This window comes from Salinivibrio sp. MA351 (genome assembly GCF_001996065.1).
GTDB lineage: Bacteria > Pseudomonadota > Gammaproteobacteria > Enterobacterales > Vibrionaceae > Salinivibrio > Salinivibrio costicola.
The window spans coordinates 11,580-36,670 of record NZ_MUFG01000010.1 but is presented as its reverse complement, the minus strand read 5'-3'; the positions used below and the strand labels follow the sequence as shown (position 1 = coordinate 36,670).

At 50.7% G+C, this 25,091-nt stretch carries 18 protein-coding genes and 1 pseudogene; 8 read left to right on the top strand and 11 right to left on the bottom strand.

Features of this window, described 5'->3' with window-relative positions; genetic code table 11:
- Positions 1-4: 4 nt before the first annotated feature.
- Both mfd and BZG78_RS07240 read left to right on the top strand, forming a co-directional pair.
- A complete protein-coding gene (gene mfd / locus BZG78_RS07245; RefSeq protein ID WP_077660793.1) occupies positions 5-3,469 on the top strand; it encodes a transcription-repair coupling factor in 3,465 nt (1,154 codons plus the stop codon).
- A 64-nt stretch (positions 3,470-3,533) separates the two neighbouring features.
- On the top strand, positions 3,534-4,406 hold the full coding sequence (locus BZG78_RS07240) for a peptidoglycan binding protein CsiV (protein ID WP_077460632.1): 873 nt from the start codon (positions 3,534-3,536) through the stop codon (positions 4,404-4,406).
- A gap of 151 nt (positions 4,407-4,557) precedes the next feature.
- On the opposite strand, the pseudogene BZG78_RS07235 reads toward BZG78_RS07240, so the two are convergent.
- The 8 genes and pseudogenes from BZG78_RS07235 to hinT all read right to left on the bottom strand — a co-directional run.
- Positions 4,558-5,826 (bottom strand): annotated as a pseudogene (locus tag BZG78_RS07235) (DEAD/DEAH box helicase); the annotation flags it as partial.
- A gap of 241 nt (positions 5,827-6,067) precedes the next feature.
- Positions 6,068-7,069 carry a cytochrome-c peroxidase gene (locus BZG78_RS07230; protein ID WP_077660792.1) on the bottom strand — a complete coding sequence of 334 codons (1,002 nt, stop codon included), beginning with the start codon at positions 7,067-7,069 and terminating at the stop codon, positions 6,068-6,070.
- A gap of 167 nt (positions 7,070-7,236) precedes the next feature.
- Positions 7,237-8,526: an NAD(P)/FAD-dependent oxidoreductase gene (locus tag BZG78_RS07225; RefSeq protein WP_077460634.1), complete on the bottom strand. Its 1,290-nt coding sequence runs from the start codon at positions 8,524-8,526 to the stop codon at positions 7,237-7,239.
- Positions 8,527-8,815: 289 nt separating this feature from the next.
- Positions 8,816-9,358: an alpha/beta hydrolase YcfP gene (ycfP, locus tag BZG78_RS07220; protein WP_077577006.1), complete on the bottom strand. Its 543-nt coding sequence runs from the start codon at positions 9,356-9,358 to the stop codon at positions 8,816-8,818.
- Between the two features lie 106 nt (positions 9,359-9,464).
- Positions 9,465-10,319 carry a DUF6279 family lipoprotein gene (locus BZG78_RS07215; protein ID WP_077660791.1) on the bottom strand — a complete coding sequence of 285 codons (855 nt, stop codon included), beginning with the start codon at positions 10,317-10,319 and terminating at the stop codon, positions 9,465-9,467.
- Between the two features lie 67 nt (positions 10,320-10,386).
- On the bottom strand, positions 10,387-11,244 hold the full coding sequence (locus BZG78_RS07210) for a phosphotransferase (RefSeq protein ID WP_077660790.1): 858 nt from the start codon (positions 11,242-11,244) through the stop codon (positions 10,387-10,389).
- The gene (locus BZG78_RS07205) at positions 11,231-11,821 is read right to left on the bottom strand and encodes a hypothetical protein (protein ID WP_158011539.1); all 591 of its coding nucleotides are present in this window, start codon (positions 11,819-11,821) and stop codon (positions 11,231-11,233) included. The genes BZG78_RS07210 and BZG78_RS07205 overlap by 14 nt, the downstream gene beginning before the upstream one ends.
- Before the next feature lie 22 nt (positions 11,822-11,843).
- Positions 11,844-12,194 carry a purine nucleoside phosphoramidase gene (gene hinT / locus BZG78_RS07200; protein WP_077460639.1) on the bottom strand — a complete coding sequence of 117 codons (351 nt, stop codon included), beginning with the start codon at positions 12,192-12,194 and terminating at the stop codon, positions 11,844-11,846.
- Between the two features lie 201 nt (positions 12,195-12,395).
- Here hinT and BZG78_RS07195 point away from each other — a divergent pair, with 201 nt between their 5' ends.
- Positions 12,396-13,751 (top strand): dihydroorotase, encoded by a 1,356-nt coding sequence (locus tag BZG78_RS07195; protein WP_077660788.1) that lies wholly within the window; start codon positions 12,396-12,398, stop codon positions 13,749-13,751.
- Between the two features lie 502 nt (positions 13,752-14,253).
- Positions 14,254-15,885, top strand: a complete 1,632-nt coding sequence (locus BZG78_RS07190) for an ABC transporter ATP-binding protein (RefSeq protein ID WP_021022828.1) — start codon at positions 14,254-14,256, stop codon at positions 15,883-15,885.
- Positions 15,886-16,045: 160 nt separating this feature from the next.
- Here BZG78_RS07190 and BZG78_RS07185 read toward each other — a convergent pair whose 3' ends face one another.
- Positions 16,046-17,563, bottom strand: a complete 1,518-nt coding sequence (locus BZG78_RS07185; protein ID WP_077660818.1) for a fumarate hydratase — start codon at positions 17,561-17,563, stop codon at positions 16,046-16,048.
- A gap of 307 nt (positions 17,564-17,870) precedes the next feature.
- Here BZG78_RS07185 and pabB point away from each other — a divergent pair, with 307 nt between their 5' ends.
- The 4 genes from pabB (at position 17,871) to BZG78_RS07165 (ending at position 23,128) form a co-directional block, all read left to right on the top strand.
- Complete coding sequence (gene pabB / locus BZG78_RS07180; protein ID WP_077660817.1) at positions 17,871-19,256, top strand: aminodeoxychorismate synthase component 1; 1,386 nt, start codon at positions 17,871-17,873, stop codon at positions 19,254-19,256.
- A 9-nt stretch (positions 19,257-19,265) separates the two neighbouring features.
- Positions 19,266-20,069, top strand: coding sequence for a CoA pyrophosphatase (locus tag BZG78_RS07175; protein ID WP_077660787.1), 804 nt, complete (start codon positions 19,266-19,268; stop codon positions 20,067-20,069).
- 203 nt (positions 20,070-20,272) lie between these two features.
- Positions 20,273-21,541 carry a serine/threonine transporter gene (locus BZG78_RS07170; RefSeq protein ID WP_077660786.1) on the top strand — a complete coding sequence of 423 codons (1,269 nt, stop codon included), beginning with the start codon at positions 20,273-20,275 and terminating at the stop codon, positions 21,539-21,541.
- A gap of 225 nt (positions 21,542-21,766) precedes the next feature.
- Positions 21,767-23,128 carry an L-serine ammonia-lyase gene (locus BZG78_RS07165; protein ID WP_021022833.1) on the top strand — a complete coding sequence of 454 codons (1,362 nt, stop codon included), beginning with the start codon at positions 21,767-21,769 and terminating at the stop codon, positions 23,126-23,128.
- Between the two features lie 163 nt (positions 23,129-23,291).
- Here the strand turns inward: BZG78_RS07165 and BZG78_RS07160 are convergent, their stop codons facing one another.
- Positions 23,292-23,894 (bottom strand): GPR1/FUN34/YaaH family transporter, encoded by a 603-nt coding sequence (locus tag BZG78_RS07160; protein ID WP_077660785.1) that lies wholly within the window; start codon positions 23,892-23,894, stop codon positions 23,292-23,294.
- Between the two features lie 255 nt (positions 23,895-24,149).
- A complete protein-coding gene (gene nfsA, locus BZG78_RS07155) occupies positions 24,150-24,872 on the bottom strand; it encodes an oxygen-insensitive NADPH nitroreductase (RefSeq protein WP_077660784.1) in 723 nt (240 codons plus the stop codon).
- Positions 24,873-25,091: the final 219 nt, after the last annotated feature.

Here is a 25,091-nt window from a genome sequence, read left to right as displayed (position 1 = left end):
ACTCATGACCCAACAACCGCTCTACGCTTTCACTCTGCCCACGGGCCCCGGCGACGTTAAACACCTTGGTAACCTAGCAGGGGCCGCGCTTCCGCTAGCGATTGCAACCTTAACCCAACAGCATGCGGGCCCGGTTTTTCTATTGGTCCCGGATAACCAAACCGCGGTGCGATTACAGCCGGCCATTCGCCAGTTCACCCAAGGTGAGTGCGATCTTTTTCCGGATTGGGAAACGCTGCCGTACGACAGTTTTTCGCCCCACCAAGACATTATTTCGGCACGCCTATCTTGCTTGTATCAACTGCCGCACCAGAAAGCTGGAGTATTAATCGCACCGGCCAGTACGGCACTGCAACGCGTCACACCAAGACAGTTTTTGCACCAACATGCGTTGATGGTGAAAAAAGGCGATATTCTTTCGCTTGAAAAGCTGCGTGACCAACTCACCGATGCCGGCTACCGCCATGTTGATCAGGTGATGGAACATGGTGAATTCGCCAGCCGCGGCTCCATTCTTGATTTATTCCCAATGGGCAGTGACGAACCCTATCGCATTGACTTTTTTGATGATGAAGTCGATACCATTCGTCAATTTGATCCGGAAAACCAGCGCTCAACCGGCGAACTGACTCAGATCCAATTACTGCCGGCTCATGAGTTTCCTACTGATGATGCCGCCGTCGAATACTTTCGCGGCCGTTTTCGTGAACACTTTGAAGCGCGCCGAGAGCCTGAGTCGATTTATCAGCAAGTCAGCAAAAAAACCTGGCCAGCGGGGATCGAGTATTGGCTGCCGCTATTTTTCGAGCAAACCGAAACCTTGTTCGATTATTTGCCTGACAACACACTTATCTTATCGGTCGGCGATATCGATGCGGCGATCAGCCACTTTGAAGCAGATGTCGCCAACCGCTATGATCAACGCCGTGTTGATCCGCTGCGTCCACTGCTTCCTCCCGATGCACTATGGCTGAGCAAAGACACCCTGTTTTCGACACTCAAACAGTACCCTCGGCTTAAGCTTGAAAGTGACAGCGTCACAGAAAAAGCCGGACGCGAGAATCTGGACATCTCGCCACTGCCGTCACTGACCGTTAACCACCAAGCGAAAGAGCCGTTGGCCGCATTGCGTCAATTCAGCGAAGCGTATAGCGGTAAGGTGATTTTCTCGGTCGAATCGGAAGGTCGACGCGAAGCATTGTTGGATTTACTTAGCCAAGCGAAAATCCGCCCTATGGTCGCAGATGGCTTATCCGAAGCCCTATCACAACCCGGTCGTTTTGGTTTAATCATCGGTCCGGTAGACCAAGGCTTTATTGATAACCCGCGCCAATTTGCCCTAATCTGCGAAAGTGACATGTTCGGCGAGCGCGCCGTGCAACAACGCCGACGCGAAAAACGCAAACAAACCGTCAGTAATGATGCGGTGATCCGCAGCTTGGCAGAGCTCAAACCGGGACAAGCAGTGGTTCACCTTGAGCACGGTATTGGCCGCTATCAAGGTTTGCAGACCTTAGAGGCCGGCGGCTTAAAAACCGAATACATGACGCTCGAATACCAGCAAGGAGCCAAACTGTATGTGCCTGTCGGCGCATTGCATTTAATTAGCCGTTACTCTGGCGGAGCGGAAGACACCGCACCTATCCATAAATTAGGCGGCGAAGCGTGGGAAAAAGCCCGTCGCCGTGCGGCCGAAAAAGTCCGTGATGTCGCCGCAGAGCTTTTGGATGTCTATGCCAAACGCGAAACCAAGCCAGGCTTTACCTTTACTCACGACAAAGAGGCCTATCAAACATTTCGGGCCACCTTCCCGTTTGAAGAAACCGCAGATCAGTCCCAAGCGATTAATGCGGTGTTATCCGACATGTGCCGCCCGATCGCCATGGATCGCCTGGTCTGCGGCGATGTTGGCTTCGGCAAAACGGAAGTGGCAATGCGGGCGACGTTCCTCGCCGTAAACAACAGTAAGCAAGTTGCTGTATTAGTGCCAACCACCTTGCTCGCGCAACAGCACTTTGAAAACTTCCGCGATCGATTCGCTAACCTGCCAGTGCGGGTTGAAGTGCTCTCACGTTTTAAATCCGCCAAAGAGCAAAAAGCAATCATGGCCGATTGCGAAGCCGGCAAAGTCGACATATTGATCGGCACCCATAAGTTACTGCAATCCGATGTCAAAGTACGGGATTTAGGCTTACTGATTGTCGACGAAGAACACCGCTTTGGGGTACGTCAAAAAGAGAAAATCAAAGCCATGCGTGCCAATGTTGATATTCTCACGCTCACCGCCACACCGATTCCCCGGACACTCAATATGGCCATGAGTGGCATGCGTGATCTGTCGATTATTGCGACCCCGCCCTCACGACGCTTAGCGGTGAAGACTTTTGTCCGCGAGCGCGAAGACAACTTGATCAAAGAATCGCTCTTACGCGAAATCATGCGCGGGGGGCAAGTGTACTTTTTGCACAACGATATCGAGACAATAGAAAAAACTGCGAATGAAATCAGTGACATGATCCCTGAAGCTCGCGTGACCGTGGCGCATGGGCAAATGCGCGAGCGTGAGCTAGAAAAAATCATGAGTGATTTCTATCACCAAAAGTACAATGTATTGGTGTGTACCACCATCATCGAAACCGGCATCGATATTCCCTCAGCCAACACCATTATTATTGATCGCGCCGATCACTTTGGCTTGGCGCAGCTTCATCAGTTGCGTGGCCGGGTTGGACGCTCACACCACCAAGCCTATGCGTATCTGCTCACGCCACATCCAAAACGCATGACCAAAGATGCGGTCAAACGACTCGACGCCATTGCCGCGCTGGAAGATTTAGGGGCCGGTTTTACTCTCGCGACGCAAGATTTGGAAATTCGTGGGGCGGGCGAGTTATTGGGCGATGAGCAGAGCGGCCAAATTCAATCGATTGGCTTTACCCTCTACATGGATATGTTAGAGCAAGCGGTTGAGGCCTTAAAAGAGGGCAAAGAGCCAAGCCTAGATGCACTGCTCAATGAACAGACCGACATTGAATTGCGGCTACCTGCCCTATTACCGGATGACTATATTCCGGACATTAATATGCGCCTATCGATGTATAAACGCATTGCCAGCGCCAAGTCCAACGACGACATGAACGAGCTGCAAGTCGAGCTGATTGACCGCTTTGGATTACTGCCTGATGCGGCGAAGAACCTCCTCCACATTCAGCAACTGAAAATACGTGCCGCGAGCCTAGGCGTGAAGAAGATCGAGGCCAGTGAACGGGGTGGCTTAGTGGAGTTTCATGAAAACGCGCAAATTGATCCCGGATTTTTAGTGGGACTGTTACAATCGCGCCCAGATAAGTTTAAGTTTGACGGGCCAACTAAGATCAAGTTTGTCGAAACGCTCACCGACCGACGCGAGCGGATGAACTTTATTGATGAGCTGTTGACTCAATTTGCGAGCCATCAGTTAGTCGCCTAGTGCGTCAACAAACCCAATGAAAGGCGGCTGACAACGTCGCCTTTCATTACCAATGGAGTAACCAGTGAGAAATCATCAACGTCCCGCGAAAGATTGGCGCTCAGCCGCAGGCCTAAAAGGACTTGTGGTGTTATTACTGTTGTCATTAAGCCAACCCGTCTGGGCTAAACGGCTTTATGATGTCGAATTAATCGTTTTTAAGCGCAACCAAGATCCTGCAAGCGTAGAAGAAAACTGGCCATCGCAAGACAGCGAGAGCAGTGTGAGCCGCGGCGTGCCAGTCACCAATCAACGCGCGTTACAAGACGCTGGGTTAACGCCATTGTCACCTAACCAATGGCAACTTAACGATGCCTACAACAAATTAAAAAACCATGCAGGCTTTACGCCCATGGTTCATGTGGCATGGCGCCAAGATGACAGTGGTCGAGCGGCACTGCCTTTACTGCGAGTGATGGCAGGAAAAGACTATCGCGCAAGTTTTAATCCCGACGGCACGCCGATCAAAGCAACACCTGAGCCGAAGACCGCTGACGACCCTACCGATGGCTTAAGCCGCAAAGACTGGGACGAGCAAAGCGTCTCCGAGCCCGCGACACCGCAGGGATTGTATGAACTTGACGGCACACTACGTGTCTATGTTCAGCATTACTTATATGTCGAGGCCGATATGGTGTTACGCGAGCCGACTGAACGTCGCGCTTTAGTTGAAGACATCATTGATATGCCACTGCAACGCGCCGATGCTGCCGCGAATCAAAATAACGATGTGCAAGTGGCAGGGCTACAGAAAGTAGAAAAACAATACCATGTTGAACGCTACTTGCAGCCTTATGCATTTACCCACAAACGCCGTATGCGCAGTGGTGAAACACATTATCTCGATAATCCAATGATGGGATTGATTATTCAGGTCCGCAAAGTCAATAACGGTTAATCGACAGTCGCTCATTGAAAGCCGTTCATTGAAAGCAGCTCATCGAAAAAATCGCATTAAAAAGCCGGCACATCAAGCCGGCTTTTTTAGTTTCACGCTCACAGCCCCAGTCAGACTATGAGGATGACGGTTTCGCACCCGGCTTGCCCGTATGGCGACGATTTTTACTCATCGGTTTATGCCCTCGTGCTTTTTCGCCCGAACGTTGGCCATCTTGATACTGCTTTGGCTTCTTCGGTTTTTTCGGCTTCAGTGGTCGCGTATCTAACCGCGACTCCGGCAGAGGATTCGCCACTGGGAAACCCTCAAGGCTGAGGCGCGGTAACACTTGCTTGGTTAGACGCTCAATCGCAAAGAGATCTTTAGCTTCGTCGGCACAGACGAGCGAAATCGCATGACCCACAGCGCCGGCCCGTCCGGTCCGTCCAATACGGTGAACATAATCTTCAGCGACATGGGGCAAATCAAAGTTAACCACTTGTGGTAATTGCGCAATATCGATGCCACGCGCGGCAATATCGGTCGCGACAAGCACACGTACATCACCGGTTTTGAATTGCTCCAGTGCTTTGGTACGTGCGCCTTGGCTTTTATTACCGTGAATCGCGGCAGCACTGACGCCATACTCATCTAAATAACGCGACAGACGATTGGCACCGTGCTTGGTTTTACTAAAGACCAACACTTGTTGCCAGTTGTTATCGGCAATTAACGATAAGAGCATCGGCGCTTTTTGCTTTTTATCAACAGGATAAATGCACTGTTCGACACTGGTCGCCGCTTGGTTAGCAGGGCTGACCGAAATCTCTACCGGATTGTTGACCATGCCTTTGGCAAGTTGACGGATCTCATCCGAGAAGGTGGCTGAGAACAATAGATTCTGACGTTTCGCAGGCAAAGCGGCCAAAATCTTACGGATATCACGAATAAAGCCCATATCCAGCATGCGATCGGCTTCATCCAGCACCAACACTTCAAGTTGCGAAAAGTTGACGGCATTTTGGTTATACAGATCCAACAAACGACCCGGCGTTGCCACGAGGACGTCGGCCCCTTTACGCAATTTCATCATTTGCGGGTTTATCTTCACCCCACCATACACCACCAGCGAGGTCAGCGGCGTGTACTGACTGTATTGTTCAACGTTTTTATGAACTTGTGCAGCGAGTTCACGCGTTGGCGTTAAAATCAAAGTGCGAACGTGATTAGGGCGCGCACGTTTACCGGCTTGCAAACGTTCTAAAATCGGTAACGTAAACCCAGCGGTTTTACCGGTGCCGGTTTGCGCGGCAGCCATCACATCTTGGCCTTCAATTACTGCCGGAATCGCTTTAGCCTGAATTGGTGATGGGATGGTATAGCCTTGCTCTTGCACGGCTTTAAGGAGTGGTGCAGATAGTCCTAAAGAGGAGAAACTCATCAATTGATCTCAATAAATAAAAAAATGTCGCCACGTGTAGACACCCTACCCGTCGCTTAAGGGCATGAATATCAATATCGTTGTATGAGAAAAACTCGGCGTTCAGGAGGGTTGCTCTAGAAGTGATATCAATAATCTTGATTGCGGCGCTATTGTGACGTCTTTCACGTCAGGCGGCAACCACTATCATACAAAATGCCAGCTCATTCCAGTACTAACCGGTACGAGCTGGCAAAATGACTTAATCGTCAAACGGCTGAGGCACCGGGGTATCAGCATTGGAGGGTGGGAGTGTCGGCAAATCGAAGCTCGGCTGATCACCGGTCAATGTGAGCAAGAATGCCACAATCTTCGCATTCTCATCATCGGTAAACTTACGACCTAATTGCAGACGCCCCATAATGTCTACCGCCTCTGTTAGCGTTTGCGCTTCACCGTCATGGAAATACGGATAGGTTAATTCCACATTACGTAGCGTCGGCACCTTGAACATAAAGCGATCCGCGTCTTGACCCGTCACAGTAATACGCCCTTCGACTGGGTTATCGGTTTGATACGGCTCAAGCAAGCCCATTTTCTGGAACGAGGTACCACCTAACGCACTGCCGTTATGGCACGCAACACAACCTGACTCCACAAACAGACGATAACCCGCTAACTCATAATCGCTGATCGCCGAATCATCCCCCATTAGCCACAGATCGAATGGAGAGTTGGGCGTGACCAAGGTACGCTCAAACTCGGCAATGGCATCTGTAACTTGATCAATCGTAATCTCCGTGACACCAAACACTTGGTTGAATTCGCGCACGTATTGAGGAATGGATTGCAGTACATCAATGGCGAGAACATGATTCGACGCCATCTCTCCTGGATTCGCGATAGGCCCGCCAGCCTGCTCTTGCAAATCAGACGCGCGACCGTCCCAAAATTGGGCAATAGACAAGCTGGAGTTCAAAACGGTAGGCGAATTAATCGGGCCTTGTTGCCAATTATGACCAATCGAGGTTTTTAAGTTATCACTTCCTCCCATGCTGAGGTTATGGCATGAGTTACACGAAATGAAGCCAGACTTAGACAGCCTTGGGTCAAAGAACAGTTTCTTGCCAAGTTCGGCTTTTCCGATATGGATCTCTTCTGGCGGGGTAATCGGCGTGACGGGTTCGTTGCGGGGTAATGCTGATGCAACCTGACTAGATATCAGCCCGATAGCGATTATAACCGTCGTAATGATCGAACGCATTGCTCCTCCTGATGATGTATTTTTATTTAGTCACTACTAATATAAAATAGCCACCCATCAAGACTTGCGCGAGTGTAATCTCTACCTTTATTGACTACGATCAAAAAGACCGAAGCATGCCCCGGTCTTATAGCCTTATTTCGCTGTCCCTGATTCAGGCTCAATGTTTAGTGCAGCTTCAAGCTTGGACGTAACACACGGTTAATGCGGCCGACTAACATCATCAAGCCGGTTTTTACATAGCCGTGCAACGCAATTTGATGCATGCGATACAAAGAAATATAAACCACACGCGCGATGCGCCCTTCGATCATCATTGAGCCTTTGGTCAGGTTACCCATCAAGCTGCCAACCGTCGAGAAGCGGCTTAAGGAAACCAGCGAACCATGATCTTTAAACACATAAGGTTTAAGTTCACGCCCGTTCATTTTCGCAACAATATTGCTAAAGCACAGGCTCGCCATTTGATGGGCAGACTGCGCGCGCGGTGGCACTTTACTGCCATCTTCCTGCGTGCACGCCGCGCAATCACCAATCACAAAAATATCGTCGTCACGGGTCGTTTGTAAGGTGTTCTTCACCTCAAGCTGATTAATGCGGTTGGTTTCTAAACCCGCAATATCTTTCAAGAAATCAGGCGCTTTAATCCCCGCAGCCCAAACCATAATGTCGGCATGGATACGTTCACCCGATTTGGTTTCTAGGCCATCTTCATCAGCTTTTACCACAAAGGTGTTGGTTTTTACTGTTACGCCGAGTTTTAATAACTCTTGATGCGCGGCACTAGAAATACGTGGCGGTAACGCCGGTAGGATTCGCTCGCCTGCTTCAACCAAGGTCACATTCAACTTAGAGTTCTCGAGGTCACGGAAACCATAGTTGCGCAGCTCTTTAATCGCATTATGCAGCTCAGCCGACAATTCAACGCCTGTCGCCCCCGCACCGACAATGGCAATATCAACACTGCCGTCACCGTGTTTCGCGTGCAGGCGCATAAACTCATTGTTCATTTCTCGGCGGAAACGGTGTGCCTGTTTCGGGTTATCCAGGAAAATACAATTGTCACGCACGCCAGGGGTATTAAAGTCATTAGAGGTCGAGCCAATCGCCATCACTAAGGTGTCATATTCGAGCTCACGCTCGGGCATTAATAGCTCGTTATTCTCGTCATACATGGGCGCGAGGGTGATCACCTTACGTTCGCGATCAATATCCCACAATGTGCCCATTTGGAAATCAAACCCATGATTTTTAGCATGCGCGCGATAGCTTAATGCATCGACGCCTTCATCCATCGATCCCGTGGCCACCTCGTGCAGCAGGGGTTTCCATAAATGACTACTGTTTTTATCGACGAGGGTGATTTCAGCACGGCGTTTGCGGCCTAACGTGCGGCCTAGCTTGGTCGCGAGCTCAAGCCCACCTGCACCACCGCCGACAACGATAATTTTGGTCACTTCTACATCCTTACCTTAATTAAAAAACACTCGCTAGCCGCACGTATGCCACTAGCTAAAATCGGTCTTAAGTACGCCACTTTCTATTTGTTAGTGACTAACGACATAATCTGTATCAGTGCGTGTGGTTTATTGCTGTGTAGTTGGTCAGCACGCCCGTCCATTTTGCCGTAAAATGGCGATCACTTCGACCCTTGTCTGTGCTTTATTTACGGATAAAATGTAGGAAAATAACACCAAGCGCGTATAACAATGGCGTAGCTATACGCTCGATACGGGAAAGTGACCATCAGGTAGACTTTTTAAAGTGCGCAATCGCTTGTAGATGCGTAGAAAGGTTTTTAAATTTATGGGTTTGCGCCTCGTCCCAACGCACAGGATAGAAAGGTGAAAGCAGATGATAGCTACGTTGACTGTCTAGCACGTCGTCTTCACGTGATAGGATAACCAACGCCCGCTGCTGGTTGCGCTGACGAAAATCAGTGACACATTTAGTTGCAATATCTTCGTACTCTTCAGGACGGTCGATTTTGCCCGGCATATTTTCCTGAGGGTGTAAGTTTGGGTTGATCAGAACCTGCTTTATCCCGCACAAAAATCCAATTCGCTCTGACCAATACCCGCCTAGCCCAACACCACATATCAATGGGTTAGGATCTTGGCTGGCTTCGATCTGCGTTTGCACCTGTTTAAGTAAGTGCTGCATATCATGTTTGGGGTGCAAAGTGCTGTAATTAATGGTGCGAACATCGTCGTCAACAAATTGAAGTTGAAGCACTTTTTCGTGGTTGCCTGGACTGGTGGCATCAAAGCCATGCAGATAGATGATCATAAGCGGTCCTTGCTGATTGCGCTAAGAATGTAATGGCCTTTATCAATAGCATAGCTGCTTACACGCAAAAATGAGCAAGATCACCCTAGCGAGGATCAGGGTATTTTTATCCAGCCATGCCTTGCAAACGCGACGCCCATTGCTCAAGTTCTTCTATCAAGTGCGTGCGTTGATCATCATCCAAGCTTTTATCGAACCTGAGTAACCAGTCAAGGCGCCGAGAGCGATAGATCGCCATGTCTGTCTGTGTATCACTACCACCGCGCCAGGCGACGAGGTCATCCACCCATTGACGCAGTTGACTGTCCAAGTCATCGCGTTGGCGTGTCTCAATCAGGTTAAATAGCCGCGCTTGCAACTGCTCACGTACCGTAATGAAGGTCGGCATCGCGCGTTGCTGGTAGTCCGCCATCTCAGCGTAGAATGGCGCTTGGCTGTCTGTGGTGTGTCCGACCCAACCCTCAGTGCGCTCTTCAAGCTCTTCTTGTTGCTCGGCTAGCCGTTCTTGCGGTGATTTCTGGTCACGGCGCGCTTGTGCCTCAGCAATTTCGTCTTTTAAAAATTGGGTCAATCGCTCAGCCTGACGATCATCCAGGCTTTGCAATAAACGCGTCGTCGCCGGGATCAGTGCATTGAGCGTGGCTTGTATCCGAGTTTTAAACCCAGCTTGATGATCGCGCAACTGGTCCCATGTTTGCCGTTCCGTACTTTGCGCGGCGATCAAGGTGAGCCGATCCGCTAACCGAGGCAACTCTTCCACGCGATGCCATTGCTGAACTGCATCGAGGTCCGCTTTTACTTGGCGCGATTGGGTGGCGGTCAGGTCGACAATATCGTCCAGGTAATAGTGAATCCAAAACGGCAACGTATTGTACGCAAGCTCCGTGGTACATCCGGCAAGTACCAACAGACAGCCCACAAGCCAGCCTGTTCGACACCGCCGTTTGCAATCCTTGACCATATTGTCTCCTTATCCTTATTCGCCTATGCGTCAGCTACGAGGGATTTATCCGAATGTAGCGGGCGGTCTACTCTGAAAGCTGTTGATACAGCACGTCCGCTGCTTGATTGTACGCAGGTAATCCATACAGATTCGCCCCCACCTCATACCAACATAGTGCTAAATAGTCGGTAAACGGCAACCAAGCGTTGACGCGTGCGAGGATAACATTCACCGATTTTAGTTGCCGCAGAGCACAATAACGCGGCACCACAGTGTGTGGTAACCAGCCATTAGCACGACAAAAGAGCGCGATGTCAAGATAAGGATCCCCGGCGCGGGCATACTCCCAATCAAGCACACACGGGTTACCATCTGGCTCGATCACCACATTGTAAGCGCCCAAGTCCATGTGACACACCGCCGATGACTCATACGTTGGGAGCGGGCTGTGTGCGAGCACCTTATGTTTGAGCCGGTGTAAACGCGCTACCACACCATCAGGCAGTTGCTTTTCATAATGAGCGCATTGTGCCTCGACGGACGCGGTTTCCAGATCCGTCGGCAATTGGTGAATACGGGATAAAAGTGGAATAAGGATCGATGCCTGATCGGTTTTTAGATTACAAAGCGGTTCGCCATCCACCCAAGGCACCAATAATCCTTCGCCGTTGTGGACAATCAGCTGACGCGCCAGCCCATGCTCAGCGGCCAAAGATTGCGCCTGAGCTTCACGCGCACGGTCAATGGCAAAAGCACTCGCCGCTCGACCATGGGGACGCCAAATACTGCGCCCCCCCTGTGAGTCGGTGAGTCGTAAACAGCGATTTGTCAGGCCCGCTGCCAACGGCTCGACACCGGTAACCTCGGTAGGGACACCATAATAGCGCGTCAGTGCGGTAGATAAGGTCTGCGCCAGAGCAGGAGACCATTCAACGGCTGACAAAGCGTTCTACATCCTGCCAAGCGATCACTCCTGACTGTAAGTCCATTAACTGCAAACTTAGCTGATAAGGGGCCTGACCGGTGATTTTACCGCTCAGTTGATACTGCGCACCCAGCATGCGGCCATATTGCATAATGGTCGCGGGATCCACCAGCACCTGATTCGCTGCCAACCCTAACGAGGCGCGGACCGCCTGTACTCTCGCTTCAGGAACAGGCGTTATCCGACCGGATTCGATTAAGCCCGCTTGCAACTGCGTTGAATACCTTGGGGTAGGAAAATAATCGCCACTGCTATTTTGGATCGGTTGGACCAAGGTCACCGGCGATACCTTTAAAGGCTCACTCGCCAATAAGGCTTCCACCGCAGCACGCATGGCGCGATCAATGCCGTTATGCACCTGCGAATCTGATAAACGTGCTGCGCGGTTGGTGTCTGGCGACGGGTTAACCGGCTGGTAGCGAGGCGCACACCCTGCGAGTAACAGCACGAGCGCGCCCACCATTAGTTGAGGCAAGCGCAACTTGCCCCATTTTTTCGTCCATCGGCGTGACCACTCAAGGTTCGCGGTTTTCATGGTTTCATTCATATTTAATGTGTTAACCCACTACCATGGGCCCAAGCGCTCGCCCACCCACTAAATGCATGTGGATATGATAGACCTCTTGGCCACCATGTTGATTACAGTTCATGATCAAACGATAGCCGTTTTCGGCAACCCCTTCGTCCGCTGCAATTTTCTTGGCCACGGTAATCATACGCCCGAGCGCGAGCTCATCATCTGGCTCCACATCATTGGTCGTTGGGATCAATTTGTTGGGTACAATAAGCACATGAACCGGCGCGCGCGGATTAATATCACGGAAGGCAGTAACAAGTTCATCCTGATAGACAACATCCGCGGGGATTTCTTTGCGAATGATTTTGCTGAAAATAGTTTCTTCCGCCATGGTCGATTCCCTTTTATGATTGTGTGTCGGCCAAGTATGCGGCAGCCCCCAATGAAGGGCAATATGCTAACGGTACGAATGTGCAACAATTCGGTCAATGCGCGGTGAAATATCCGTCAATCCCCGGTAAAAACAGGGGCTGAATCAAGTAATCGATTGCGTTACCATAGCACCGATGCATTGACATGTAAGGATCACACCATGACCACCCTGCTTTTCAAAAACGCTTCTGTCGTCAACGAAGGACACGTTGTTGAGACCGATGTACTGATCGAAAATGGCCGCATTAGCCAGATTGCTCGCGACATCAGTGCCCCTGCGGCCGCCGATTGTCGCGTGATTGATGCAACCGGTAAACACCTATTACCTGGAATGATTGATGACCAAGTTCACTTTCGTGAACCTGGCTTCCCGAAAAAAGGCACCATTGCCACTGAATCGAAAGCCGCGGTTGCCGGCGGCATCACCACCTACATGGAAATGCCCAACGTTAACCCGCCGACCACTACGCTAGAGGCACTGGAAGAAAAGTATCAACGCGCATCACAATCCAGTCATGCCAATTACGCCTTTTATCTTGGCGCTACTAACGACAATATCGATGAGATCCGTCGTCTTGATCCCAACGCTGCGTGTGGCGTGAAGGTATTTATGGGCGCGTCAACCGGGAACATGTTGGTCAACGATCCTGAAACACTGAACGCGATTTTTGCCGACTGCCCAACGCTGATCGCAACCCATTGCGAAGACACGCCAATGATCAATGAACTGGAAGGCATATATCGGGAAAAATATGGCGACGACGTCCCCATTGATGCGCACGCCCATATTCGTTCCAAAGAAGCGTGCTTAAAATCGTCGCAACTGGCGGTTAACTTAGCCAAAAAACACGGGACACGCTTGCATGTATTGCATCTGACGACCGAAGACGAGCTGTACCAGTTTGAGCCTGCTAAAACCCTAGAAGCCTTGCAGCAAAAGCAAATCACTGCCGAAGCCTGCGTTCATCACCTGTTTTTTAATCGCGACGACTACGACAGCAAAGGGACACTGATCAAATGTAATCCTGCGATCAAAGAGGCGCACCACCAGCAAGCGCTCATTCAAGCGGTGAAAGACGGGGTTATCGATGTGATTGCCACCGATCATGCGCCGCATACCTTTGAAGAGAAGCAAAATACCTACTTTAACGCCCCAGCCGGCCTACCCTTAGTGCAACATGCCTTGCAAGTGGCGTTAGAATTTTATCATCGCGGGATTTTTGATTTGCCGTTGGTGGTACAAAAAGTGGCTCATGCGCCGGCTGTTCGCTATCAGGTGAAAGAGCGCGGTTTCGTTCGTGAAGGCTACTGGGCCGACTTAGTACTGGTGGATCTGAACCAAACTCAGACAGTCAGCCAAGAAAATCTCTTTTATCAGTGCCAGTGGTCACCGTTTGACGGCCACACCTTTGGGTCAAGCATTGAGATGACTCTCGTTAATGGCGAAGTCGCGTTTGAGCACGGTCAGCACAGTGAGAATCGCTACTCCACGCGTCTAGCGTTCGACCGCAGCTAAACGACGTAACCCTTAATCGATACGCGCGCGACACCAAAACGAATCCGTCGCGCGCTTTTCTTTTTGCCTGCGCGGTCAAACTCTCACATCACAAACCTTGCTTATAATAACGATTTGCTTTTATATCCGAATCGTTTATTGTGTTGTTGATATATGGATATTCACGCTGCTTGGTTTCAACACCGGATGATGTTGAAAAGCTGTGTTCGCAAGGAGAGGTAACCTTAAGCGTCTTTCGGTTATCGCGACACTCGTATCCTACCTCTTCCACTGGCGTAAGCCGTTCAAAGGCACCAGCTGGCTGATATCCGCATCAGGGCGTACATTGCAAAGCCATCGCAAGCAATGATGACCCCACATGAATGACTCACGTTTGCTCGGTAATCCAGCAGGCGTAACCCAAATCATCGAGCCATCGCCGCAGTCCATATCATGCACGTTATTGTCGTGCAGAAGGCACCGGCAAGCTCGGGACGTCGAATAATCAACCAGTGAGGTGATGATGTCTTCATCTGCTTCTAAGCCACTGCTCAGTGTCAAAAACTTGAGCGTGTCATTTACTACCAACGACGGTATGGTCGATGCCGTTAAAAACGTAAGCTTTGACATCATGCCCGGTGAAACCGTGGCTGTCGTTGGCGAATCAGGATCGGGTAAATCGGTCTCTAGCAGTGCCGTGATGGGCCTGCTGCCCAATAACGCTGTGGTAAAACCTGAATCGCAAGTAAGCTTTAACGATACCAATGTTCTGACCTTGTCGACCAAGCAAATTCAGAAAATGCGCGGTGATCGTGTCGCGATGATTTTCCAAGAGCCAATGACTTCACTGAACCCGTATATGCGCGTTGGCGAGCAGTTAACCGAAGCCATTCAGTGTCACCACCGCACCACGTCAGACAAGGCCAAGCAGCGGATTATCGATCTCCTTAATTTAGTCCACCTTCCTAACCCCACTAGCGCATTGCAAAAATACCCGCATGAGTTTTCAGGCGGCCAATTGCAACGCATCATGATTGCTATGGCCCTTGTGAATGAGCCTGACTTGCTGATCGCCGATGAGCCAACAACAGCCCTGGATGTAACGGTACAAGCCGAAGTATTGAACTTGATTGGCGAACTACAGCAAAAGATGGGCATGGCGATCATGTTTATCTCCCATGACTTGGCCGTGGTGAAACACCTAGCCGACCGCGTTGTGGTGATGTGTAAAGGTGAAGTGGTTGAAACCAACGACACCAAAGCCTTGTTCGATAATCCGCAAGAAGATTACACCAAAATGCTGATTGACGCGGTACCGCGTGGTCGCAAAGCGGCTGTCAACGAGGATTCAGAAAACTTGCTAACCGTGGATAATGTCACCATCAAGTATTTCCTTGGTGCTGACTTCTTTGGCGGCAACAAACGCTATTTTGAAGCGGTGAGCGACATTAGCTTATCGCTACGCCGTGGCGAAACCTTAGGTATCGTGGGCGAGTCTGGATCGGGTAAATCGACCCTGGGCCGCGCAATTATGCGCTTGTTACCCGTTGCCGAGGGCCGAGTCTGTTTTCGAGGTCACGATATCCACGAAATAAAAAACAGTGAGAATAAAGCGCTATGCCGCGATATGCAGATGGTGTTCCAAGACCCATTTGGCTCACTGTCGCCCCGCATGACGGTCGGTGAAATTGTGGCTGAGGGCTTGCGCACTCACTTTCCAGAGCTCGACAAAAAAGAGCGTCTCGATCGGGTAAAAGATGCCCTTTATGAAGTACGTCTCGATAGTTCCGCGATTAACCGTTATCCGCACGAGTTCTCTGGCGGTCAGCGTCAGCGAATTGCGATTGCACGCGCCTTGATCTTGAATCCTGCGTTTATCTTACTCGACGAACCAACCTCTGCATTGGACCGTTCAGTGCAGTTGACCGTGATTGATTTGTTGAAAGACATTCAACAGCGTCACAATATTGGCTATCTGTTTATCAGCCATGACTTGAGTGTGGTTCGTGCGCTATCAGACCGCGTCATGGTCATGCAAAACGGCAAAGTCATGGAGGCGGGCACACCAGAAGAAATCTTCCATCACCCGCAACACGAATACACGCGTAACCTGATTGCCGCGTCGTTCGATCTGGAAGAAGAGGAAGTGGCTTAGCCCACGCAGTGATGTCCAAACGGGCAACATCGTTCGGGTAGACAAAAAATGCGCCTAATTGGCGCATTTTTTATGACGTCTATCCGCTTAGGCTCCGCCCGACTCAACGCCTTCTCATTAACGCAAACTGGCGTTAAGCCGAACAGGTCCAATTGACGGATTAATCATCCATTTCAGCTATCTTCACCTTCCAGGTATCCGGGCCAATCTGGTGCGCGTTTTGCCCTTGCGCATCAACCGCTACGGTCACGGGCATGTCTTCCACCTCAAATTCGTAAATGGCCTCCATACCGAGATCTTCAAACGCGACCACGCGCGCTTTTTTGATCGCTTTTGATACCAAGTACGCGGCACCGCCGACCGCCATGAGGTACACCGCTTGGTGGTTTCTAATCGATTCCACCGCCGCAGGACCGCGCTCAGCCTTACCGATCATGCCGGTGAGTCCGGTTTCTGCCAGCATCATATCGGTAAATTTGTCCATGCGCGTTGAGGTGGTTGGGCCTGCTGGACCGACTACCTCATCCCCCACCGCATCGACAGGGCCAACGTAATAAATAAAGCGGCCGTTAAAGTCGACGCCCTCGGGAAGGCCTTCGCCATTGCGCAGCATTTCTTGTAAGCGTTTATGTGCGGCGTCGCGTCCGGTCAAGATCTTACCTGATAACAACACAGTTTCGCCGGTTTTCCAGCTCTGCACGTCTTCTTTGGTCACGGTATCTAAGTTAACACGGCGGACGTTATCCCCCACTTCCCAGGTGACCTGTGGCCAGTCGTCCAGTTTTGGTGGTGCCAATTCGGCTGGGCCTGAGCCATCAAGCGTAAAGTGAACATGCCGTGTGGCGGCACAGTTCGGGATCAAGCATACCGGCTTAGAAGCGGCATGGGTGGGCGCGGTTTTTACTTTCACATCCACTACCGTGGTCAGGCCGCCCAAGCCTTGGGCACCGATACCCAGCTTGTTCACCCGATCAAAAATATCTAACCGCAGTGCTTCATCCGCATTGCTTGGACCACGGTCGATAAGCGCTTGAATATCAATGTGCTCCATGAGCGATTCTTTGGCCAATACGGCGGCTTTCTCGGCCGTGCCACCAATTCCAATACCTAACATACCCGGTGGGCACCAACCCGCGCCCATGGTCGGCAATGTTTTCTCAACCCACTCAGCCACATCGTCAGATGGATTCAACATCACCATCTTAGTTTTGTTTTCCGAACCACCGCCTTTGGCTGCAATTTGAATGTCCACCGCGTCGCCCGGCACCATATCAATGTGCACCACCGCAGGGCTATTATCGCGGGTGTTTTGGCGTTTACCGGCCGGATCGGCAACCACGGAGGCACGTAGCGGATTGTCAGGGTTGGTGTAGGCACGTCGTACCCCTTCATCGACCATTTCTTGCACCGTCATATCATGACGATCCCACTGCACCGCCATGCCCACTTTGACAAAGCAGGTGACAATACCTGTATCTTGGCAAATAGGACGCTTACCTTCCGCCGACATGCGGGAGTTAATCAGAATTTGCGCAATGGCGTCTTTTGCCGCCTGGCTTTGTTCCTTGTTGTACGCTTTTTCAAGGGCTTGTACAAAATCAAGGGGATGGTAGTAAGAGATATATTGCAGGGCATCTGCAACACTTTCGATCACGTCTTGCTGTTTAATTGTGGTCATCATTGCCTCTGGTGTCATTTGCAGGACCCAAAGCGGGTATCCAGTGTGGGGGAGCTTTCCCCTCGTTATTATCGGTTGGCGATCAATTTTCGAGTAGCGCTCGATTGTCGGTTGACGCTAGATGTAAATCGCATATAGCCAAGTTGCCTCATCGAATTATAGAAGGTGATAATGGCAACAGCGTTGCTTGGTTATTTTTGTTGGCCCATGCCGGAAAAGGCCTAGCTATGATACGCTTAGCGCTATTCGCGCGCCACACAGCGCTTCAACCGTGATCACAAAAAGAACAATGCAGCGACAAAATGCCATGACACTGACAACGACGCCCATCGATTATACGCCGGATCTTGCGGTGACCCTCTTTGATCGGATTGCCCACCAGCCCTGGGCGATGCTGCTCCACTCGGCCACGCGAACCCACCCAGACAGTCGTTTCGATATCTTGGTCGCCGATCCGGTTGCCACCATTACTGCGCGCTATAACCAGGTGACAACCTGTTACGCAGATGGCACAACCACCACCCACACGCAAGACCCTTTTCACTGGGTGGCCGATCTTCAGGCCAAGCTTTTACCCACCGCGGATCCGATAGCGCCTTGGCCATTTATTGGTGGCGCCTTGGGGTACTTTGGCTATGATCTCGGTCGATGGGTGGAAGTGCTACCGGCATTGGCGAAAGACGAGCTCGAGGTGCCGGATATGGCGGTCGGGCTCTATGACTGGGCGGTGGTGATCGATCATCATCAGCGCCAAGCGGTGGTGATTGCACCCAATAGCCAACAACGATGGCAGTGGCTAACCGAGCAACACGCGCCAGCCTCGCCGATTCCCTTCGCACTCACTGGGCCTTGGCAGGCCAACATGACCGCGCAACAATACGGCGAAAAGTTCGACATCGTCCAAGCGTATTTACACGCGGGCGATTGCTATCAAATCAATCTTGCTCAACGCTTTTCCGCGCCCTATCAGGGCGACGAGTGGCACGCGTATCGCAAATTGGCCGCGAACAACGGCGCGCCGTTTTCGGGCTTTATTCGCCTGCAAGACAGCGCCCTGTTGTCGGTCTCGCCTGAGCGCTTTTTATCGGTGCACGACAAACAGATAGAAACCAAACCCATTAAAGGCACACGCCCGCGCGATCCCGATCCACAAAAAGACGCACAACGCGCCCAAGCATTGAAGTCGGCTGAAAAAGATCGCGCCGAAAATTTGATGATTGTAGACTTATTACGCAATGATATTGGTCGCATTGCCTCGCCAGGTTCCGTATCTGTGCCTAAACTCTTTGATATAGAAAGTTTTCCTGCTGTCCACCACATGGTCAGTACAGTGACTGGACGCTTACCCGACGACAAGACAGCACTCGATTTACTGCGCGCCGCGTTTCCTGGCGGGTCAATTACCGGGGCACCAAAGGTGCGGGCAATGGAAATCATTGAAGAACTCGAGCCCCATCGTCGTCATGTTTATTGTGGCAGCTTTGCCTATATCAGCCGCTGTGGACGAATGGATACCAGCATTACCATTCGCACGTTGGTTGGTCATCAAGGACAACTTCATGTTTGGGCAGGTGGCGGGTTGGTTGCTGACAGCCAAGCCGATGCCGAATATCAGGAGACGCTCGATAAAGTGAGCCGAATTTTACCCGTACTGGCAGAAGATGAGGCATTGAGCACACCTATTCAGGATTAAGGAGAGTGGATGCAGTTACTCACCGCTGACAAGGCGTATTTCTCACCCCTAAATGTCTCCCCCCTGGGCAATACAATACAGACAGTGCCTGGGTTTTGGCCGCGCTACGAAGGAGAGTGTTTCCTCGCTGATCACGGTGCGGCCACGCGACTATCACCGACCGACGTGGTCCGTGCATTTTCACTCACCCCTTTAGCGCGCCACGACAGCCGTATTCTCAATCGCGTGCGGCTATCTCCGCGCATTCTCGGTGGGGCGGATTTTCAACCCGCCGCAGTATTGATCGGGCTGGTGCCTAGGCCGTCAGGCATTCATTTGGTGTTAACCCAACGCGCCAGTCACCTTAAACATCACCCGGGACAAGTGAGCTTTCCGGGCGGAAAACGCGAGTCTATCGATCACGATAATATTGCCACCGCCACCCGTGAAATGTGGGAAGAAACCGGTATTCGCGTCACGCGCGACGCTGTCATTGGCCACTTGTGTCCCTTGCCCACGGTGACGGGCTATTATATTCATCCGGTGCTTGCCTGGGTGGATCCCGATTATCAGCCTTGTCTGGATCCCAATGAAGTGGCCGCCTGCTTTGAAGTGCCCTTAGATACCTTGTGTTATCCCGGCCACATCCGAGAACAATCGTTTTTAATCTACGGACAATGGCACCCTGTGAGTGCGTTTTATCATCACGATCATCTTGTTTGGGGAGCCACGGCTCAGCTGTTACGCGCGTTGATCAGTCAACTCACGCTGTTTCACTTTCCGGTCAATCGCACCATAAACCCTACCAAAACTATGGACTTTGGCGCAATTTGATGCATATTTATCCAACACAAAACCGTACACACCTGCCTACTTAGTCGCACCAAAGCGCTTTTATTATTGATAGTTGTCACATTTTGGTGCAATAGTCCGGGCGCCCCTTTTCATATCGCGATCTAGCGCTTGGTTTTCTGCGTGGAAATCGCCAGAATTCGCCTTCCCTGATTCCTGTTCCCTACAATGTGAGTAGTATTGTTATGCAAACAACCTCGACGACTGGTACCCGCGCAACCACGCGCCCGCGCTGGACCAAACAAGACACAACCTGGGCGCTTTCCCTTTTTGGCACCGCTGTTGGAGCCGGCATCCTCTTTCTTCCCATCAATGCGGGGATGAGCGGTTTTTGGCCATTGGTTGTGATGACCTTATTAGTTGGCCCGATGACCTTTTTTGCTCACCGTGGTTTGTCTCGTTTTGTGCTCTCGTCCAAAAACGCAGGCAGCGATATCACAGAAGTGGTTGAAGAGCACTTTGGCGTCGGCGCGGGTAAAATCATCACCCTGTTGTACTTTTTCGCGATTTACCCGATTGTTCTGATCTACGGTGTCGGCATCACCAACACCGTTGATTCCTTCTTGGTTAACCAGCTTGGTATGGCATCACCACCGCGGGCAATTTTGTCACTGGCCCTGATTTTGGGAATGATGGCTATCATGCTTCTGGGCGAGAAAATGATGTTGCGTGTCACCCAGTTCTTGGTTTATCCGCTGGTTGCCATCTTAGTATTTATGTCGCTCTATCTTATCCCAGAATGGAACACCGCCGCCCTGTCGCAAGTGCCTTCAGCCGGCGATTTTGCTATCACTCTTTGGATCTCGATTCCGGTGCTGGTATTTGCGTTTAACCACAGCCCAGCGATTTCATCTTTCTCATTGGCACAACGTCGCGATCATGGTGACGATGCAGAGCAAAAGTCTGGCCAAATTCTAATGCGCGCAGCAGCGATGCTGGTTGGCTTTGTGATGTTGTTTGTATTCTCTTGCGTCCTGTCGCTGACACCAGCGGACCTGGAAGCGGCCAAAGCAGAAAACATTGCGATTTTGTCTTACCTTGCCAACAAGCATGAGAGCCCATTTATTTCCTTCTTGGGCCCATTGGTTGCCTTTGTCGCGATCGTGTCTTCATTCTTCGGCCATTATTTGGGCGCACGTGAAGGCCTAAATGGCTTAGTCGTGAAAACCCTGCGTGGTGCAGGTAAACCGATCAACCGCAAGAAAATTGACGTGTTTACTGTGATATTCATGATCCTCACCATTTGGTTGGTAGCGACCCTAAACCCAAGTATTTTGGGGATGATTGAATCACTTGGCGGCCCTATCATTGCCACCATCCTGTTTATTATGCCAATGTATGCCGTGAAAAACGTGCCAGCAATGCAGAAGTATTCAGGTACAATCAGTAACGCCTTTGTTCTTATCATGGGCTTGGTCGCGATTTCAGCGATTATGTACGGCATGCTTTTTTAATTAACCATGACCGTTAATCAGCGCGCGCAGCAGGTGCTATAGGACTGCTGTTACTGGGGCATTAATCCCAGCCGCATTCATCGATGTTTGCGGGATAACCAGGAGCAGTGAACGCTGCTCCTTTCATTATGGCAAGCCACCGGCATTGCCAGCACAGTCAATACCATGGACGGATGGCGTAAACACTAAATCCATTGCCCTTAGGGCATTGACTGAGGTAAACACATGATCAGTGTTTTTGACATTTTCAAGATTGGCGTTGGCCCGTCCAGCTCGCATACTGTTGGCCCAATGAAAGCCGGCCAGTGTTTCGTTGATGCGCTTATTGCTAACCAACGCTTGACCGACGTCGACCGCGTGACGGTTGACGTTTATGGCTCTTTGTCTTTAACAGGCAAAGGCCACCACACCGACATCGCGATCATTATGGGCCTCGCAGGCAACAGCCCTGAAACCGTTGATATCGACGCGATCCCTAGCTTTGTTAAACGTGTCGAAGACACAGAGCAATTGCCGTTGGGCGAACAGCAGCATGTCGTCACCTTTTTGCGTGATGGCGGCATGAACTTTCACCAAACCAACCTCTCCTTGCATGAAAACGGCATGCGTATTCATGCTTGGCAAGGCGATGAGTGCGTGCTGAGCAAAACCTACTACTCCATTGGTGGCGGCTTTATTGTTGAAGAAGCCGAGTTTGGTCAGCCTGCCATGCAAGCAGTGCAAGTCCCTTACGACTTTAATAGCGCAGACGGCTTGCTCGCACTGACGCAAGAAACCGGTTTTTCTATCAGCGGCTTAGTGATGGCCAACATGCGTAGCATGCATAGCCAAGCAGAAATTGACACCTATTTCGCCAATATCTGGAAAACCATGCAAGCGTGTATGTACCGTGGTATGGAAAACGAAGGCGTGTTGCCCGGTCCATTGCGTGTACCTCGTCGAGCCGCTGCGTTGCATCACCAGCTCAAAACCACCGAAAAATACAACATCGATCCTATGTCGGTGGTGGACTGGGTCAATATGTTTGCCTTTGCGGTGAACGAAGAAAACGCCGCCGGTGGCCGTGTTGTAACCGCGCCAACGAATGGGGCATGCGGAATTATTCCTGCCGTCCTCGCCTACTACGATAAATTTATTGAGCCGGTCGATAAGCAAACCTATACCCGCTACTTTGCTGCATCCGGTGCGATTGGCGGCTTATATAAACAAAACGCGTCTATTTCTGGGGCAGAAGTGGGTTGCCAAGGTGAAGTCGGGGTCGCGTGTTCAATGGCCGCCGCCGGTTTGGCTGAACTTATGGGCGGTAATCCGCACCAGGTGTGTATGGCAGCTGAAATCGCAATGGAGCACAACTTAGGCCTTACCTGCGATCCGGTCGCTGGACAGGTGCAAGTGCCGTGTATTGAGCGTAACGGCATTGCGGCGGTGAAGGCGATCAATGCATCACGCATGGCACTACAACGTTCTTCCGAGCCACGGGTGTCGTTAGATAAAGTGATCGAAACCATGATGGAAACCGGTAAAGACATGAACGCCAAATACCGTGAAACATCACAAGGTGGCCTAGCTGTCACCGTGATGTGCTAATCCCAGAGAATCACGCCAGGTAGCACACGCTATCGAAAAGTAACGCGTTATATTGCTGACTAAAACCATCAAAAAGGCCCGGGACATCACGTCACCGGGCCTTTTTATCTGCGTTTACACCGCAAACAGACAGTGTGTTTTCCACTGCCCTCACAGGTATGATTTAAGCCGCGTGGGTGGCCATCGCAGGCTTTTTCGCATCACGTGTTAGCTCACCAACCGGAAGTACGGTACGGCCATATTCCTCGTTAAGCACCTGCGCCATCGCAAAATACATCGCGCTTAAGCCACACACAATCCCTTCAAATCCGGCAATGGTGCCAATGAGTGTACTGCCGGTAAAATCACGCGCCGCGAGCAAGAAAAACAGGATAGTCAGGCTACCAAATACAAACTGTTTAGCACGGCAATAGCGCAATGRGCCAATAAACATAAATCCAGTGAACACACCCCACAACACCAAATACCAACCCATAAAGGCAGCAGGGCTTGCGTCAGCCAGACCCATTTTTGGCATCACAATCAGGCCAACAAGCGTCAACCAGAACAAACCATAAGAGGTAAACGCGGTTGTTCCAAACGTATTGCCTTTTTTGAATTCCATGATCCCCACAATCACCTGCGCTAAGCCGCCATAAAACAGCCCCATCGCCAAAATCATGCCATCAATCGGAAAAAACCCTGCATTATGAATGTTCAATAATACCGTGGTCATTCCAAAACCCATCAGCCCTAAAGGGGCAGGATTTGCCAGTTTGTTTTCCATCAGTGCCCTACTTATTAAAAAAACCTATCAATACTCAAAATAAGCGCCAAAAACCACGGATAAAAGTGATTATCACGCGCAAAAACGCGGCAATATTACGGGTTACAGATTAGATGTAAATAACTTTTAGTGCTTAGCGTTGCTTTCATAAACAAGAGGGCCAAAACAGCCAATAAAACTGGGCAATTCCGGTTTGTTGATAATAAAAAAGCAGCAAAATGCTGCTTTTTTACTCAATTGTTCAAGCATAGCGCGTTAGCGGGTACTAAAGCCTTTACTATGCAGAAATTCTTTCATAAACGGACGCGCTTCTTTTTCCAATGTGGCAGACACTTGTTCGCTCCAGCTCATGTCTTTATTGCCGCCTGTGCGTGTTTGATAATACTCGCGCACTTGGTTGTCGTAGTCACTTAGCGCCGCTTCATCAATCGCCTGATAACGATTTTCGTGAACGATAAGACTGGCCGGTAGTTTCGGTTTGGTCTCAGGATCTTGTGCAGGTACACCTAAGCACATACCAAATAATGGCAACACATGATTAGGTATATCCAGCAACTCGGCGACTTTATTCGGTTGGTTACGCAACCCACCGATATACACACCGCCAAGACCCATGGACTCTGCTGCGACCATCGCATTTTGCGCCATGATTGCGCCGTCAATCGCGCCAATTAACGTTTGCTCAGTAAAGCCCAACTTGGCATTGGGATTGATTTGCTCATGACGATGAAAGTCCGCACACCACACCAAAAACTCGGCGCAGTCGGCTACATACGCTTGGTTGCCCGCGTATTCCGCCAGTAAACGTCGTTTGTCGCCATCGGTCACACGAATAATACTGGTGCATTGTAAAAAGCTTGAGCTCGACGCCGAGCGCGCCGCATCAATAATCTGGCTCAGTTGCTCTGACGAAATGGGGGCTTGGCTAAATTTGCGAATAGAGCGGTGAGAAAGTAATGTCTCAATCGTTGGGTTCATTATGTTTCCTTATTAGACGTTGAGCTGTAAAAGAGGGATGAGCTGGTTTTACACCTTTATGAGCCGACGCGCAATCAACACAATAGCGACGCTCTGCGGCCATACCACCCGTGATCTCCCGCCGGTCGTGCGATTCGGTATAGACGTTCACAGCAATCGGTTTTGCCTATCGGTGCAAAAGGGAAATTCGTCTTTTCTCTCCATCGCCTATCAGGCATA

What these genes read in the sequence shown, in the direction of transcription:
- mfd (WP_077660793.1), top strand. Translation starts at nt 5, where the DNA reads ATGACCCAACAACCGCTCTACGCTTTCACTCTGCCCACGGGCCCCGGC.
- BZG78_RS07230 (WP_077660792.1), bottom strand. Translation starts at nt 7,069, where the DNA reads ATGCGTTCGATCATTACGACGGTTATAATCGCTATCGGGCTGATATCT.
- ycfP (WP_077577006.1), bottom strand. Translation starts at nt 9,358, where the DNA reads ATGATCATCTATCTGCATGGCTTTGATGCCACCAGTCCAGGCAACCAC.
- BZG78_RS07215 (WP_077660791.1), bottom strand. Translation starts at nt 10,319, where the DNA reads ATGGTCAAGGATTGCAAACGGCGGTGTCGAACAGGCTGGCTTGTGGGC.
- BZG78_RS07205 (WP_158011539.1), bottom strand. Translation starts at nt 11,821, where the DNA reads ATGAAAACCGCGAACCTTGAGTGGTCACGCCGATGGACGAAAAAATGG.
- hinT (WP_077460639.1), bottom strand. Translation starts at nt 12,194, where the DNA reads ATGGCGGAAGAAACTATTTTCAGCAAAATCATTCGCAAAGAAATCCCC.
- BZG78_RS07195 (WP_077660788.1), top strand. Translation starts at nt 12,396, where the DNA reads ATGACCACCCTGCTTTTCAAAAACGCTTCTGTCGTCAACGAAGGACAC.
- BZG78_RS07190 (WP_021022828.1), top strand. Translation starts at nt 14,254, where the DNA reads ATGTCTTCATCTGCTTCTAAGCCACTGCTCAGTGTCAAAAACTTGAGC.
- BZG78_RS07185 (WP_077660818.1), bottom strand. Translation starts at nt 17,563, where the DNA reads ATGACCACAATTAAACAGCAAGACGTGATCGAAAGTGTTGCAGATGCC.
- pabB (WP_077660817.1), top strand. Translation starts at nt 17,871, where the DNA reads ATGACACTGACAACGACGCCCATCGATTATACGCCGGATCTTGCGGTG.
- BZG78_RS07175 (WP_077660787.1), top strand. Translation starts at nt 19,266, where the DNA reads ATGCAGTTACTCACCGCTGACAAGGCGTATTTCTCACCCCTAAATGTC.
- BZG78_RS07170 (WP_077660786.1), top strand. Translation starts at nt 20,273, where the DNA reads ATGCAAACAACCTCGACGACTGGTACCCGCGCAACCACGCGCCCGCGC.
- BZG78_RS07165 (WP_021022833.1), top strand. Translation starts at nt 21,767, where the DNA reads ATGATCAGTGTTTTTGACATTTTCAAGATTGGCGTTGGCCCGTCCAGC.
- nfsA (WP_077660784.1), bottom strand. Translation starts at nt 24,872, where the DNA reads ATGAACCCAACGATTGAGACATTACTTTCTCACCGCTCTATTCGCAAA.